This is a genomic window from Pandoraea sp. PE-S2T-3, from assembly GCF_002179965.1.
Lineage (GTDB): Bacteria > Pseudomonadota > Gammaproteobacteria > Burkholderiales > Burkholderiaceae > Pandoraea.
The window spans coordinates 586,821-601,723 of sequence record NZ_NGUQ01000015.1 but is presented as its reverse complement, the minus strand read 5'-3'; the positions used below and the strand labels follow the sequence as shown (position 1 = coordinate 601,723).

The window sequence follows — 14,903 nt, the reverse complement described above, 5'->3', positions numbered from 1 at the left end:
CCGCCGCACAAATCGCTGGCGTGAAGAAGGTGCTGCTCGCTGACGCGCCGTACTTCGCCGACGGTCTGGCGGAAAACATCGCCGACGAGGTGGTGTCGATCGCGGGCAACTATTCGCACATCCTGGCAACGGCCACCGCCTACGGCAAGAACATTGCCCCGCGCGTGGCCGCACTGCTCGACGTCGCCCAAATCTCGGATATCACGAAGGTCGACAGCGCGGACACGTTCGAGCGCCCGATCTACGCGGGTAACGCGATTGCGACGGTGCAAAGCGCCGACAAGGTGAAGGTGATCACGGTGCGCTCGACGGGCTTCGACCCGGCAGCCGCGACCGGTGGCAGCGCCGCAGTGGAGAGCATCGCTGCAACGCCGGACGCCGGTCTGTCGCAGTTCGTGGGCCGTGAAGTGACGAAGCTGGACCGTCCGGAACTCACGAGCGCGAAGATCATCGTCTCGGGTGGCCGTGGCCTGGGCTCGGGCGAAAACTACACGAAGGTGCTGGAGCCGCTGGCTGACAAGCTGGGCGCGGCACTGGGCGCTTCGCGCGCGGCAGTGGACGCCGGTTATGTGCCGAACGACTATCAGGTCGGTCAGACGGGCAAGATCGTGGCACCGCAGTTGTATGTGGCGGTGGGCATCTCGGGGGCGATTCAGCACTTGGCCGGGATGAAGGATTCGAAGGTGATCGTGGCGATCAACAAGGATCCGGAAGCGCCGATCTTCTCGGTGGCGGATTACGGTCTGGTGGGCGATCTGTTCACCGTCGTGCCGGAACTGGTGAGCGCGCTGTAAGTAGGAACGCTGTCACGAAATCGCGCTGCGGAGCGAGTCGAGAGGCTGGCTTCGCAGCCGATTCGCATGAGGATGCGGGGCTGCTCTGCGTCTTTATCCGAATCGGAAGGCAACCAAGGAAGATCAATGGACAAAGTCGATTGCGTCGTGATCGGCGCGGGCGTGGTGGGACTAGCGGTCGCACGCGCCATGGCCATGGCGGGCCGCGAGGTGGTCATCCTCGAATCCGAGCGTGCGATCGGCACCGGCACGAGCTCACGCAACAGCGAAGTCATTCACGGCGGTATCTACTATTCACCCGGCTCGCTCAAAGCGCGGCTCTGCGTGGAAGGCAAGCACAAGCTGTATGACTTCTGCGCCTCGCACGGCGTCGAGCATCGGCGCTGCGGCAAACTCATCGTGGCGACCACCGATCATCAGATCGGCGAACTCGAAGTGATTGCCGCCAACGCTCGCGCGAGCGGCGTCGACGATCTGCAATGGCTGACCACCGAAGAAGTGGCCCAACGCGAACCCGATTTGCACACATTTGGTGCATTGCTCTCACCGTCAACGGGCATCATCGACAGTCATGGTCTGATGCTGGCGTTGCAGGGTGACGCCGAAAACGCGGGAGCGATGCTGGCCTTCGACGCGCGCGTCGTTGGCGGCCGAGTGGGTGGGGCAGCGGGGGCGGAAGGTATTGAACTCACCGTGCAGACTGGCGGCGAGACGTCGACGCTACTCGCCAACACGGTGATCAATAGCGCGGGTCTGTACGCCGTCGACATCGCCCGCACGTTCGAGGGGCTGGACCCGGCGCATATTCCGCAGCGGTATTACGCGAAGGGCAGCTACTTCACGTGTGCGCAGCGCGCGCCGTTCACGCATCTGATTTATCCGGTACCGGAACCCGGCGGCTTGGGCGTTCACCTCACGCTCGATCTCGGCGGGCAGGCGCGCTTCGGCCCGAATGTCGAATGGGTCGACGACATCGATTACACGGTGAATGCGGCGGATGGCGATGGCTTTTACGCTGCCGTGCGTCGCTATTGGCCAGCTTTGGCCGACGGCGCATTGCAGCCGGGCTATGCAGGCATTCGGCCGAAGATCAGTGGGCCAGGGCAACCGGCGGCGGACTTCCGTATTGACGGTCCGGCGGTGCATGGCGTGTCAGGGCTCGTCAACCTGTTCGGCATCGAGTCGCCCGGGTTGACGGCATCGCTGGCGATTGCCGACGCGGTGCACGCACTACTTTGACGCGAGATCGCGGCCAGACGGTCGCAATCTCGCGCGATCTCGCGTTTTTCTCGCGCAAGGGCCCGGACAGCGCCGCTTGAGCTAACCCCGTGATTCCAGCCTGACATTCTGACTGACGGTGCCGCGAGCATTGCGCGGCATTCCTGTCGGATCGAAGTCGTTGCTTGGTGGTGATGCGTTGCGGCCGATATCGACGATATCGATCAGCGCACGGCCACCGGGGGCTTCCACGAAGCCGGGTTCGTCCAGAACACGCCGCGCAGGCGATCGGTGTCGCCACACGGCGTGCTGCGGGCCGGCTTGCTGATCTGACCTGCACAGGCGCTGATATCGCGGCCCGATTGTTGCAGGCGTTTCAAAATCGTATCGAGCATGCCCGATTCGCGCCATTCGTTCAGCTTGCGGCGGCAAGTCGGCACGGAGGGATACTGCATGGGCAGTTTCGACCAGCTCTCTCCCGTGAACAGCACCCACAAGACAGCATTGGTCAGCGTGCGCTGCTCGACTTGAGGGCGACCACGTCGTTCCGTACGGACCGGACGGTCGCAAATCAGATCACGCAGGGCGTGCCATTCAACGTCGCTCAGTTCATTAAACATAACACCTCGACCCAAAACAAACGGAGGCGCCGCAGGGGGCGAGTCCGGACTTCGCGATCTGGCACTTACCGGTGCAATCTGGTGCGTGCTTATCGTCGAAACCTCGGCCAAGGCGGCGTCGATCCCCGATGCTGGAAATACAAGCAACAAGCATGCCAGGTTATCGGGTTCTCTCGTGAAGAACGCGGCGGGCGGGTCGGACCACACGGCGAAGGGAGCGTTTAACCAGCAAAAAAACGCCCACTTGGCAGGTGGGCGCAGCTCCTGGTGGCTATTGGGATAGGCAATCGCAAAAGCGTCAGGAGAAAAGGGATACGTGCGTTTGGCAGGTCCGGATCGTTTGTTGTTCTCGGTGCCTGCCAGAGTGTCTCGCTCCACATGCGCCAGCTTGTCAAGCTTGCAGGCGCAATGATGACAAAAAGTGAGCGTCGACGCGCTTCGGAATTACCCCCATTGCGGTGCATGGTCCCGCGACGAGGCGAATCGCCCAAGAAGGGTGCCCGCCTGCGCCGTCAAAGGGCAGCGTGCCGCCAGAACGGGCGCAACCCGTCGCAACCCATCGCGAACCGGCGCAACCCGATGTCTCGTGAGGTGGGAATCTGCCTGCCCGATACGTGGCTCGATGCTGCCGTCGCCGGTGCTGCGATGCGTGGCCTATAATGTTCGCCTTCCCTGACTTGTCGTCTATCGGCTGCGCGAAACGCTCGCATGCCGGTCGGCGCCAGTGTGCGCAAACGGCATGAGCAACGATACCGATAACAAATACTCCGTCCCAGGCCTAGAGCGCGGCCTGCGCATCCTCATGACCTTCTCCGCGCGCGAGCCGGTGTTGGGTGGGGCCGATCTGGCACGACGACTCGACATTCCGCGCTCGACCGTATTTCGTCTACTCCAGACACTGGAAGCCGAAGGCTTTATCGAGAAGGCTGGCGACGACCGCCATTACCGGCTCGGCGTGGCCGTGTTGCGATTGGGCTTCGAGTATCTGAACTCGCTTGAGCTGACCGATCTCGGCACGCCGGTGATCGAGAAGCTGCGCGATGCGACGGGCTTCTCGAGTCACATCCTGATTCTGGACCAGCGCGATGCCGTCTTCGTCGCCAAGGCGGCCAGCCGCGAACTGGTGTTCGGCACGGTGCGTGTCGGCACGCGGTTGCCGGCGCACGCGACGGCGGTTGGGCACATTCTGCTCGGCGACTATTCATTGCCGTCGCTCAAGCAGTTGTATCCCGAGCGCAAGCTCGAGGCCTACACGGCGCACACGCCGACCACGGTCGACGCGCTGCACCGCGTGGTGCAAGAAGACATCGCGCGTGGCTACAGCATGAGTCAGGCGTTCTTCGAGCAGAACATCTCGACGATTGCTGCGCCGGTGCGTAACCATCGCGGGCAGATCGCGGCGGTGATCAGCGTCACGATTCCGCAAGCACGCGTGGAGGCCGACCTGCTGGAAAACGGCATCGTCGAAAAAGTGGTGTCGGCCGCCGACGAGCTCTCGCACAAGCTCAACTACCGGGGCGAGTCGCTGACGGCGGTTCGGTAAGGGAGATGCCGCCTTCAGGCGGCAAGGATTGAAGTGAACTCAGGGGCCCTGCGGGGCCCCTTTGTTATGCCCGCGCGCCGGGGTTCTCAGCACGTCGGAAGCAATTTTTTCCGCGCTGACGCGCGAGCGCTTAGTCATTAGCATTTGCGCAACATCAATAAACACCGGCTTATTTTCTGCTTGTCTCACTTTATCCTCTTCGCCATAATTGTCTCACCTATTAACCATTGTTTCATAGGTAAGACAATATAACGATGTGAACCGAGACGTCCTGCAACGTTCTTGTTGACGGCGGCGTGATCGGTGCGGGGCCTCTGGAGGGCGCCGGAAGCATCAAGAAGCAGAACAGGAGTAGAAGGTGAAGAGACGCAGTATCGTCGCAGCGTGCCTCTTGGCATGCGTCGGCGCGGCCCATGCCGCAGGCAATTCGTTGCAGATCTACGGGACCATCGACGACGGCCTCACTTACGTGAGCAACTCGGGCGGCGGTCGTTTGTTCAAGATGGACGCCGGTATCGGCCAACCCGACCGCTTCGGCCTGAAAGGGCGCGAGGATCTCGGTGGCGGGCTCGCTGCGGTATTCCAGTTGGAGCAGGGCTTTAACACCAGTACCGGTGCGCTGATCAACAGCGGCGTCGAGTGGAACCGTCAGGCGTGGGTTGGTCTGGCCAGCGATCGCTTCGGCACCGTCTCGATCGGCCATCAGACCGATTTCATGCAAGACGTGTCGATTCGATACTCGAACGGCTTCTGGCAGCACAACCTGTACGCCTACCACCCGGGCAACCTCGACAATCTGGCGAATTCCTCGCAGATCGACAATGCCGTGAAGTGGAATAGCGCCAGCTATCTCGGCCTGACCGGTGGCCTGATGTACGGCTTTGCGGGCGGCAATGCGCTGGGCCGCACGGTCGGTGGCTATGTGAAATACGACAACGGTCCGTTGTCCGTCGCGGCCACCTACGTGAGCATCAACAAGCGCACGTTCGACTTCTCGTCGCGTCTGGGGCTCACGTCGCTGTTTGGCCAGACAGGGCTCTCGGCGACCAACGTGTTCAAGTCGGACGCCGTGAACAACACCGGCATCGGCGCCTCGTACCGTATCTCGTCGCGCTGGAACGTGCACGCGCTTTACACCCGCAGCGAAGTGCGCGCGGTGGGGGGCTCGGGCAACATGTTCAACTACGACGTCGGCAGCGAGTATCGCGTGACCGATGCCAACGCGCTCACGCTCGGCTACTCGTACTCGTCCTTCAACCACACGCACTACAACCAGGTGGAAGCGGGCGATCTGTACTCGTTCTCGAAGCGCACGCAACTGCAAGCGCAGGTGACGTACATCGCGGCCAACGGCAACAACAAGGCGGCGTCGTACCCGATCGGTGCGTCGAGCAACCACGATCAGGTGCTCGTGCGCCTGGGCATGTATCACAGCTTCTGATTACGGCCCCCCCGAGAATCAAAACGAGAATCAACATGTCAGTCTCACCATCCCCCTCATCCGCGCAGCGCCCGTCGCGCGTGCGCTACTGGATGCTCTTTCTGGTGTTCGTCGGCACCGTGATCAACTATGTCGACCGCGCCAACCTGTCGGTGGCCGCGCCGATGCTCAAACAGGAGTTCGGTCTGGGCCCGGTCGAACTGGGCTTCATCTTCTCCGCGTATGCGTGGACGTATGTCATCGCCAACATTCCCGGTGGCTGGGTCATCGACCGCTTCGGCACACGCGCCATCTACGGCGTGGCCATTCTGAGCTGGTCGGTGCTCACGTTCATGCAGGGCTTCGCGACGCGTTTCGTCACGCTGTTCGGCATGCGGCTTGGCGTGGGCATTGCCGAGGCACCGACATTCCCGGTCAACAACCGCGTGGTCTCGATCTGGTTTGCCCAGCGTGAGCGGGGCGTGGCGACCAGTGTCTACCTAGTGGGCCAGTACATCGGCATGGCGGCACTCACGCCGTTGCTGTTCTGGATTGCGCACACGTGGGGCTGGCGTGAGATTTTCTACGCGACCGGTTTGCTCGGCATTGTCTGGGCCGGTGTCTGGTATCTGGGCTATCGCGATCCGGACAAGTGCTCGTGGGTCAATGCGGCGGAACTGGAGCACATCCGCAGCGGCGGTGCGCTCGTCGAAGTGAAGCCTGCGGATCACGCCGCTGCGCAGAAATTCCCCTGGAAGAAGTTGCTGGCACTGTTCCGCAACCGGCAGATCATCGCCATTTGCGTGGGCAAGTTCGCGTCGCTCTCGTCGCTGTACTTCTTCCTGACGTGGTTCCCGACGTACCTGATCACCGAGCGCAAGATGACGGTGCTCAAGGCGGGCGGCATGACGTCGGTGCCGTTTATCGCCGCATCGATCGGTGTGGTGTGCGGCGGGTTGCTTTCCGACTGGCTGTTGCGGCGCGGTGTGGCCGTGGGCACGGCACGCAAGACGCCGATCGTGACGGGCCTGATGCTCGTGCCGACGATGTCGCTCTGCGTGTTGACCGATGCCAACTGGCTCGTCATCGCGATCATGTCGTTCGCGTTCTTCGCGCAGGGTGTCGCTTCGGCGTCGTGGTCGCTGGTGGCCGATATCGCCCCGAAGGGCATGGTCGGGATCACCGGCGGTGCGGTCAACTTTGCCGGCAATCTGTCGGGCATCGTGACCCCGATTGCCATCGGCTTCATCGTGAAGGCTACCGGCTCGTTTGGTTGGGCGCTGGGTCTGATCAGCCTGTTCGCGATTGCCGGCGTGCTGTGCTACCTGCTGTTGCTCGGCGAGGTGAAGCGTATCGAGCTGGACGACGATGACGACGGCGCTGAGCAACGTGCCGACGTGAAAGCCAAGGCGGCTTGAGGCGGCGTCTTAGTCTCAGGTGGTGCAAAGAAAAGCGGTACGAAAGGCAGAAACGCTGCCGGTCGTACCGCTTTTTTCATGCCTCGACGGCTTGTCGCCGATAGTCGCCGGGACGTACGCCGGTCCACTTGCGGAACGCACGAAAGAAAGCGCTCGGATCGGCAAAGCCCAGTGACAACGCAATATCGAGCATGGGCTTGGACGTATTGCACAGCGCATGGATGGCAAGGTCGCGTCGCAACTGATCCTTGATCGACTGATACGACTGCCCTTCGTCTTCGAGCCGTCGCCGCAGGGTCGACGCCGTGGTGTGAAACTCGCCCGCGAGCGCTTCGAACGCCGGCCAGCTGTCGGTCGGCATGGTCTTCAACCGCCGCCGAACCCGCGCGACCATTCCCTTCGTGTTCTTGTATTTGAGGATGATGTTGCCCGGCGCGGCCCGCAGGAAGTCCTTGACGGTGACTTCGTCCTGCACCACGGGAAGATCGAGACAGGCTGCATCGAACTCGATGCCGGTGTGTTCGGCATTGAAGACCAGTCGCGGTGAATACATGGTGCGGTATTCGTCGCTATAGACCGGCTCGTCAAAGGCGAAGTACGCAGTACTCAGTGACACGCGGCGCGCGATAAGCCAGCAGGTGAGCGCGTAAAAGAGGATCAGCAACGTCTCGTGGCCGAAGACGCGCGGTGCCTGCGCATCGTCGCGTTCGTGCACCTCAAGCCGGGCAAGCGAGCCGTCGCGCACGAGATGCATCTCGAGGTCATCGAGCAGCAAGCCGAAGAAGCGTGCGGCCCGCAATAGCGCCTGTTCCAGCGTGCGGCAAGCGATCACGCTGTGGCACAGCATCGCAAAGCTGCCGACCTTCATGCGGCGCGAATCCTGCCCGAAAAACTCGTCGTCCAGTGCAACGCTGATGAGTCGCCAGAGTCTGGCGTAACGGTCGGCCGGCACACGGGCCTGCGGATGCGCGAGCAGCGCGGGTGCGATATCGGCGGCGCGCAACAACGCGTACGAATCGCCGCCGAGACGCTCGACGTGAGCCAGCGCGTTGATGACAAAGTGAATCGAGATGCTGCCTTTTTCCATGCGTGGCGAACCGGGATGTCGGAGCAGGGGGACGCAGGGATTCTAGCAGTGCGGCCCCCGCCATCGCTTCGACTGCCGTCCGAAAATCGGATCGGCGGTTTCCTAATTCGCCAGCAGGTCTTACTTCGGTGCCATGCGCAGCGCGCCGTCAAGGCGAATGACTTCACCGTTCAGCATGGTGTTCTCGACGATATGGCGCACCAGACCGGCATATTCGGACGGACGGCCCAGACGCGGCGGGAAGGGCACCGATGCGCCGAGTGCCGCTTGCACCTCCGGCGTCATGCCGGCCATCATCGGCGTCTCGAAAATGCCCGGCGCTACCGTGACGACTCGCACGCCAACGCGCGCCAGTTCGCGGGCTGCGGGCAACGTCAATGCAGCCACACCGCCTTTGGACGCGGCATAGGCCGCTTGGCCGATCTGCCCGTCGAACGCGGCCACCGAGGCCGTATTGACGATCACGCCGCGCTCACCTTCGGCATCAGCGGTGCCTTCGGCCATGGCCGACGCCGCGATACGCAAGACGTTGAAGGTGCCGATCAGATTGACGTTGACGATGCGCGCAAAGCTGTCGAGCCGATGCGGTCCCTGCTTGCCGAGAATGCGCTCGCCGATGACGAGCCCTGCGCAGTTGACGACGCCATTCAGGCGGCCGAAGGCGGCCGTTGCCGTGTCGACCAGACGTTGCACGTCGTCTTCGCGCGTGATGTCGGTGACGACGAAGCGTGCCGCGTCACCCAGTGCTTCCGCCTGCTTGGCGCCGGCTTCGGCGTTAATGTCGCCCAGTACGACTTTCGCGCCGGCATCGACAAACATGCGCGCGGTGGCGGCACCCAAACCGGACGACGCGCCGGTGACGATGAATACGTGATCCTTGATCTGCATTGACTGCGCTTCCTGTAAAGAAATGGGTGTCGAGCTTCGGGTCCGAGATTCAGATTCGAGCCTCAGATCCGAGTGTCGGATTCGAGCCTCAGATATCAAGCAGCGCTTGCCGCCGCCTGCTGCGCCTTGGCGATTTCCTGATTACGCAGGATGAAGCGCTGCAACTTGCCGCTCGGTGTCTTGGGCAACTCGCTGACGAATTCGACTTCGCGCGGATAGGCGTGAGTGGACAGCCGATGCCGCACGTGCTCCTGCAATTCGCAGGCGAGCGCTTCGCTCGGGGCGTACTGCGGATGCAAGACGACGAACGCCTTGACCAGCTCCGTGCGCTTCGGATCGGGCTTGCCGACCACCGCCGTTTCGACCACGGCCGGGTGTTCGATGAGTGCGCTTTCCACATCGAACGGCCCGATGCGGTAACCGGCAGAGGTGATCACGTCGTCGTTGCGGCCGACAAAGCTGATGCTGCCATCATCGTTGCGCTCGACCGTGTCGCCGGAAAGGTAGTAATCGCCGACGAACGACGGTGTTTCGCGCTCCCAGTAGCCGCCGAACCACATGAGCGGCGACTGCTTGCGATCGAGGGCCAGTACACCGGGTTGCCCGACCGGGCATTCGCGCCCGTCGTCATCGAGCACGACGACGCGATGCCCCGGCGAGGCGAAACCGGCGGCCCCTGCCTGCACCGGATGGTTGAGGGCGTGATGGTTGCACACGACCATACCCAGTTCGGTCTGACCGTAGTGATCGTGGATGGTCACGCCGAGGTGTTCGGCAAACCAGCGAATGACCTCCGGGTTGAGCGGTTCGCCCGCGCTGGACACGGCACGCAACTGCCCTTTGACGGGGGCGGCAGCTTTGTCGCCGCCCGCGATGAGCAGACGGAACGCGGTGGGTGACCCGGCAAGGTTAGTGATGCCGAGTTTGCGGATGACCCGGTAGGTGCTTTCGACGTTGAACGGGCCGTCGTAGAACGTGGTCGGGATTCCCATGGCCAGCGGCCCCGTCACGGCGTAGTAGAGGCCGTAAGCCCAGCCCGGATCGGCGATGTTCCAGAACGTGTCGGTCGGACGCAGGTCGACGGCGTCGCGCATGTAGCCCACAAAAGCCATGATCGCGCGCAGCGGCACCATGACCGGCTTGGCGGCACCGGTTGTGCCCGAGGTGAACATCATCAGGAACGGATCGTCGCCACGCCGCATTACGGGCGCGAACGTCTCGGGGTGTTGTTCGACTTCGTGCCAGAAGCTGAAATCGCCACGCCGCACGCCTTCGCCGCGCGGCCCGCTCACCGTGGCCACGGGCGGGCAGTTCGCCACTTCGTCGAGCTTGGTGCGATTGGCGGCGTCGGTCACCACGAGCTTGCTTTGCGCGCCTTGCAGGCGATGCTCGATGGCCTTCGGACCGAACGCGGTGAAAAGTGGCTGATAGACCGCGCCCGCACGCCACGTGCCGAGAATCGTCACGAGCAGTTCGGGCGTACGCGGCAACAGTCCACTGACGCGGTCGCCGGGCTGTACGCCTTGTTCGCGCAGAAAGTTGGCGAAGCGCGCCGAGAGCGTCTGGAGTTGACGGAAGGTCCACGTCTGGCTCGTGCCGTCGCGTCCCTCCCAGAACAAGGCGATGCGCCCGGGCAGGGCATGCCGGTCACAACATTCGATGCAGGCGTTCATCGCATCGAGATTGCCGTCGAGCGTGGCCTTTACGGTCGCGTCGAGATCGAATGCCGCGTAGGCATTGGCGTAATCCGCAGTCATGGCTTGTCTCCTGTAGTCGGATGCTGGCCGGTAACAACGCGCCTATGATGAAGGCGCCGGCGCCAGAAAGACGGGCCCGGCGGACGGCGGCGTGTCGTATCGGCCTCCCCGGGCACCGTCTTGATTTGGCGCGGTGTTCGCGGGGCGATGGCGAAATTCATCGTAATGCGGGCCGTCGGCGACAGGCAATGTCCAAACGGGTCAGATTGGGTGAGGGATTTATCCACTGGACGCTGGTGCTGGTGGGCCTCGGTCTGGTCCGATGGGCAAGGCGTAGGGGTTTATCCGAGGCCGGTGCCAGACGTTTCCGATGGCAATTCCGCTCAGCCAATTTGCCGCTTTTGGCTATGGTGTCTCACGGCTGCCATCCCTAAACTTAGGGCCTGCTCCCCCTAATTCCGGGCTCGTGTTGCCCGGCCAAAGGGGCGAGCGCGAGGAATGAGCCGAAGCGAATATCGGGAATATTCGCGAGGATCATGACGTGGCGATCGCCCCTTTGGGTGGGCAACCCGAAGGGAACGTGCCCTACCGGCCGTCTGGCGGCGTTGCCCGCAGCTTGCTTGGAGCGACCAAGCGGCGCTGCGGGCGCCTTGCCAGCCAGCCGGTAGAACACGTTCACGAGCCCGGAATTAGGGGGAACAGGCCCTAATCCATCGACATCAAAAACGGCGCCAGTGGCCATCACGGTGCGGGAGACAGAGCATGGATTTCTATACCGAAGACCAACGCATGATTCGCGACATGGCGCGCAGCTTCTCGAGCGAGCAACTCGCGCCGCATGCCGCCCAGTGGGACCGTGACTGCGCACTGCCCGACGCCATGGTGGCGCAGATGGGCGAACTGGGCCTGCTCGGCATGATGGTGCCCGAGGAGTTTGGCGGCTCGTACACCGACTACACGGCCTATGCGCTGGCAATGGAGGAGATCGCCGTCGGGTGCGCATCGACCGCCACGATGATGTCAGTCCACAACTCGGTCGGCTGTGCGCCGATTCTGAAGTTCGGCAGCGAGGCGCAGCGGCAGCGCTGGCTGCCCGATCTGGCGGCCGGGCGAAAGATCGGTGCCTTTTGTCTGACCGAGCCTCAGGCCGGGTCGGAAGCCAACAATCTGCGCACGCGCGCCGAACGCCGCGACGGGAAGTGGGTCATCAACGGCAACAAGCAATTTGTCACGAACGGGAAACGGGCGGCCATGGCGATCGTCTTTGCCGTCACCGACCCGGCGGCCGGCAAGCGCGGCATCTCGGCTTTCATCGTGCCGACGGATACCCCCGGTTTCGAAGTGGGACCGCCCGAGCACAAGCTCGGCATCCGGGCCTCGGACACCTGCCCGATCACGCTGGTGGATTGCGCCGTCGACGATGACGCGCTACTCGGCGAACCGGGGCAGGGGCTGAAGATCGCGCTGTCCAATCTGGAAGGCGGGCGCATCGGTATCGCGGCGCTGGCGCTGGGGGTGGCACGCGCGGCATTCGAAGCGGCGTTGCGCTATTCGGGAGAGCGTCAGCAATTCGGCAAGCCGATCCGGGAGCATCAGAGCATTGCCAACATGCTCGCGGACATGGCCACGCGTATCAACGCCGCCCGGTTCCTGATCCTCCACGCGGCGGCACTTCGTACGCAAGGGCTGCCGTGCTTGTCGGAAGCGTCGCAGGCGAAGCTCTTTGCCTCGGAATTGGCGGAATCGGTGTGCACGCATGCGATTCAGATTCACGGCGGCTACGGCTACCTTCAGGACTATCCGGTCGAGCGCCACTATCGCGACGCTCGCATCACGCAGATTTACGAAGGTACGAGCGAGATCCAACGGCAGGTGATCGCCCGCAATCTGGACTGAGAACGTACGGTCTACGTGCGTTGGTACGACAGGCGCGCACGACTACCCGGCACGACTACCCGGCACGACAACCCCGCACACCGCGAGGAGGGCACGTGAATCTGCATGACGGCGCCGTTGAGGCGCAAGACGAAGTGTTGTTTGAAGTGATCAACGGGTTCGGTGTCATCACGCTGAACCGGCCGCGCGCGCTCAATGCCATCACGCATGGCATGGTGCGTTCGATGTGGCAGCAGTTGACGGCGTGGGCCGATGATCCGGCTGTGCGAGCGGTATTGATCGAGGGGGCTGGCGAGAAGGCCTTCTGCGCAGGCGGCGATGTGCGCGCTTTGTACGATAGCCGTCTGAACAACGCCACGCACCACCGCGACTTCTTCATCGACGAATATCGGCTCGACTACCTGATTCACCGCTACCCGAAACCCTATCTCGCGCTGCTCGACGGCATCGTGATGGGCGGGGGGATGGGGGTGGCGCAAGGTGCGGGCCTGCGGATCGTGACCGACAAGACCCGGCTCGCGATGCCGGAGACGGGCATTGGTTTGTTTCCGGATGTGGGGGCCAGTTGGTTTCTCGGTCACCTTGCGCCGACGCTCGCCCGATATCTCGGGCTGGTCGGCTCGACGATCGGGGCAGCCGACGCGCTTTACTGCGGGCTAGCCGATGTCTGGCTCGAAGGCGATGCGCCGTTGCACCTTCGCGAGACGCTCTGGCAACTCGACTGGTCGAAGGGCGACACGGCCGACCCGCTGGGTCAACTGCGCGCCGCCGTCCTTCCTCTGGGCCGTACGTGGACCGATGACGCACCGCTGATTGCGGTGCGCGCCTCGCTCGACCGGCATTTCAGCGCGATCGACGTGCCGGCGATCCTCGCCTCGTTGCAGGCCGATACCGCAACGCCATGGGCGGCCGAGACGCTCGCCCTGTTGCTGCAACGCTCGCCGCTGAGCCTGTGCGTGACTGACCGGCAGTTGCAGAAGGGCCGCCGGCTCGATCTGGCCGACGCGTTTCGCATGGAGTTGGTGCTCGGCTACCACGCGTTCGAATCCGGTGATTTCGTGGAAGGCGTGCGCGCCCTGTTGATCGACAAGGACAAACAGCCGCGCTGGCGGTATGCGTCGATTGCCGAGGTGCCGGTGGCGCAGGTCGACGCGTTCTTTACGTCGCCTTGGGCGGAAGGCGCGCATCCGCTGGCAGGGTTGGGCAAAGACGAGTGAACTCGGGCGAACGCGTGCGACAATGCCGGTTTTGCGGGGCACCGCTCAATCCGTTGGAGTCCAGATGCTCGTCGAAATCGCCCGTCTGCTGCTAGATCTCGTTTTCTCGCTGTTCGGCGCCTTGCTGTTGCTTCGCGTGTGGATGCAAGCCACACGACTGCCTCCGGGCAACCCCCTGTCTCAGGGCATTTTCCAGTTCACGAACTGGCTCGTATTGCCGTTGCGGCGAGTCGTGCCCGGCGTGGGCGGGATCGACTGGGCGTGCGTGATCGGCGCCTGGTTGAGCGCAATCGTCTACCTGGTGCTGATCACTGCTGTGGTGGGGGTGTCGCCGCTCGCGGTGTTCCCGCGTGGCTTGCTGGTGGCGCTGGTGCTGGTCGCCAAGTGGGGCGCCAACCTGGTGATGTGGATGACGCTGTTGATGGCCGTGCTGTCGTGGGTGAATCCGCGCGCCGTGGCCATGCCCATCCTGCAACACCTGCTCGATCCGTTGCTGCGCCCGCTGCGTCGTGTCATTCCGCAACTCGGCGGCTTCGATCTGTCGCCGCTGGCGCTGTTCCTGCTGATGCAGATTCTGCTGATCGTGCTCGCACGCCTGAGTCTGTTCTTCGCAACGCTCTGATCCGGGACGACCGGCGCAACTGCCGGTTCAACTACCAGATCAACTGACCTTCATCTCGCGCCGCGCTGCCATGCGCGGCGCTTCAGAACGCTCGCCGGCCGAGGGCTCGATCCCCAGGCGACGCAACACCCGATGACCGTCTTCGGTCACCGTCACTTTTGTCTGTCCCTCATCGACTGCCACCTGCACCAGGCGGGCTTGCTCCAACGCCGCGAGTTCGGGCGGTTCGAGCGCATCGGCATCGATGGGTCCAAGGGATGCGGCCGCCAGTATCAACGTGGCGATTTCATGCGGGCTCAGCATGGTCGTACTCCTTGAGGCGATGGCTTCACGTCAGCGTACGGGGCAGATGTAAGCCCACGGCTACGCCATGATTACTGCGTGTTACGACGTTACGACTCGCCTCCGACCAAGCCTCCCCAGGCGGTCATGCGACTGTCCTGTGAATCTGCTGCCTGATGTTCGATACGGGCTCCCGGTGGT

At 63.1% G+C, this 14,903-nt stretch carries 13 protein-coding genes; 8 read left to right on the top strand and 5 right to left on the bottom strand.

Translation table 11 applies throughout. From position 1 onward, the window contains the following. Window positions 1-794, top strand: a 794-nt coding sequence (locus CDV46_RS14860; RefSeq protein ID WP_087723318.1) for an electron transfer flavoprotein subunit alpha/FixB family protein, incomplete at its 5' end; no start/stop codon positions are given. 126 nt (window positions 795-920) lie between these two features. Further along, window positions 921-2,033 carry an NAD(P)/FAD-dependent oxidoreductase gene (locus CDV46_RS14855; RefSeq protein ID WP_087723260.1) on the top strand — a complete coding sequence of 371 codons (1,113 nt, stop codon included), beginning with the start codon at window positions 921-923 and terminating at the stop codon, window positions 2,031-2,033. Window positions 2,034-2,236: 203 nt separating this feature from the next. On the opposite strand, the gene CDV46_RS26830 is transcribed toward CDV46_RS14855, so the two are convergent. After that, window positions 2,237-3,010: a transposase gene (locus CDV46_RS26830; protein WP_140413368.1), complete on the bottom strand. Its 774-nt coding sequence runs from the start codon at window positions 3,008-3,010 to the stop codon at window positions 2,237-2,239. A 361-nt stretch (window positions 3,011-3,371) separates the two neighbouring features. Here CDV46_RS26830 and CDV46_RS14845 point away from each other — a divergent pair, with 361 nt between their 5' ends. The 3 genes from CDV46_RS14845 to CDV46_RS14835 all read left to right on the top strand — a co-directional run bounded on the left by CDV46_RS14845 (window position 3,372) and on the right by CDV46_RS14835 (window position 7,013). Further along, window positions 3,372-4,175, top strand: a complete 804-nt coding sequence (locus CDV46_RS14845) for an IclR family transcriptional regulator (RefSeq protein WP_087688458.1) — start codon at window positions 3,372-3,374, stop codon at window positions 4,173-4,175. Window positions 4,176-4,533: 358 nt separating this feature from the next. Beyond that, the gene (locus CDV46_RS14840; protein ID WP_087688457.1) at window positions 4,534-5,616 is read left to right on the top strand and encodes a porin; all 1,083 of its coding nucleotides are present in this window, start codon (window positions 4,534-4,536) and stop codon (window positions 5,614-5,616) included. A gap of 35 nt (window positions 5,617-5,651) precedes the next feature. Next, complete coding sequence (locus CDV46_RS14835) at window positions 5,652-7,013, top strand: MFS transporter (RefSeq protein ID WP_087688456.1); 1,362 nt, start codon at window positions 5,652-5,654, stop codon at window positions 7,011-7,013. Between the two features lie 76 nt (window positions 7,014-7,089). Here CDV46_RS14835 and CDV46_RS14830 read toward each other — a convergent pair whose 3' ends face one another. The 3 genes from CDV46_RS14830 to CDV46_RS14820 all read right to left on the bottom strand — a co-directional run bounded on the left by CDV46_RS14830 (window position 7,090) and on the right by CDV46_RS14820 (window position 10,745). Next, window positions 7,090-8,100, bottom strand: coding sequence for an AraC family transcriptional regulator (locus CDV46_RS14830; RefSeq protein ID WP_087688455.1), 1,011 nt, complete (start codon window positions 8,098-8,100; stop codon window positions 7,090-7,092). A gap of 120 nt (window positions 8,101-8,220) precedes the next feature. Further along, a complete protein-coding gene (locus tag CDV46_RS14825) occupies window positions 8,221-8,988 on the bottom strand; it encodes a 3-hydroxyacyl-CoA dehydrogenase (protein WP_087688454.1) in 768 nt (255 codons plus the stop codon). Window positions 8,989-9,083: 95 nt separating this feature from the next. Then, the gene (locus CDV46_RS14820; protein ID WP_087723258.1) at window positions 9,084-10,745 is read right to left on the bottom strand and encodes an acyl-CoA synthetase; all 1,662 of its coding nucleotides are present in this window, start codon (window positions 10,743-10,745) and stop codon (window positions 9,084-9,086) included. 702 nt (window positions 10,746-11,447) lie between these two features. Between CDV46_RS14820 and CDV46_RS14810 the strand changes: the two genes are divergently transcribed. The 3 genes from CDV46_RS14810 to CDV46_RS14800 all read left to right on the top strand — a co-directional run bounded on the left by CDV46_RS14810 (window position 11,448) and on the right by CDV46_RS14800 (window position 14,420). Continuing rightward, window positions 11,448-12,581: an acyl-CoA dehydrogenase family protein gene (locus CDV46_RS14810; protein WP_087688452.1), complete on the top strand. Its 1,134-nt coding sequence runs from the start codon at window positions 11,448-11,450 to the stop codon at window positions 12,579-12,581. A 95-nt stretch (window positions 12,582-12,676) separates the two neighbouring features. Further along, entirely contained in the window at window positions 12,677-13,798 is a 1,122-nt protein-coding gene (locus CDV46_RS14805) for an enoyl-CoA hydratase/isomerase family protein (RefSeq protein WP_087723254.1), read from the top strand. A gap of 64 nt (window positions 13,799-13,862) precedes the next feature. Then, a complete protein-coding gene (locus CDV46_RS14800) occupies window positions 13,863-14,420 on the top strand; it encodes a YggT family protein (RefSeq protein WP_058379672.1) in 558 nt (185 codons plus the stop codon). Between the two features lie 39 nt (window positions 14,421-14,459). Here CDV46_RS14800 and CDV46_RS14795 read toward each other — a convergent pair whose 3' ends face one another. Next, window positions 14,460-14,723: a hypothetical protein gene (locus CDV46_RS14795; RefSeq protein WP_087688449.1), complete on the bottom strand. Its 264-nt coding sequence runs from the start codon at window positions 14,721-14,723 to the stop codon at window positions 14,460-14,462. Window positions 14,724-14,903: the final 180 nt, after the last annotated feature.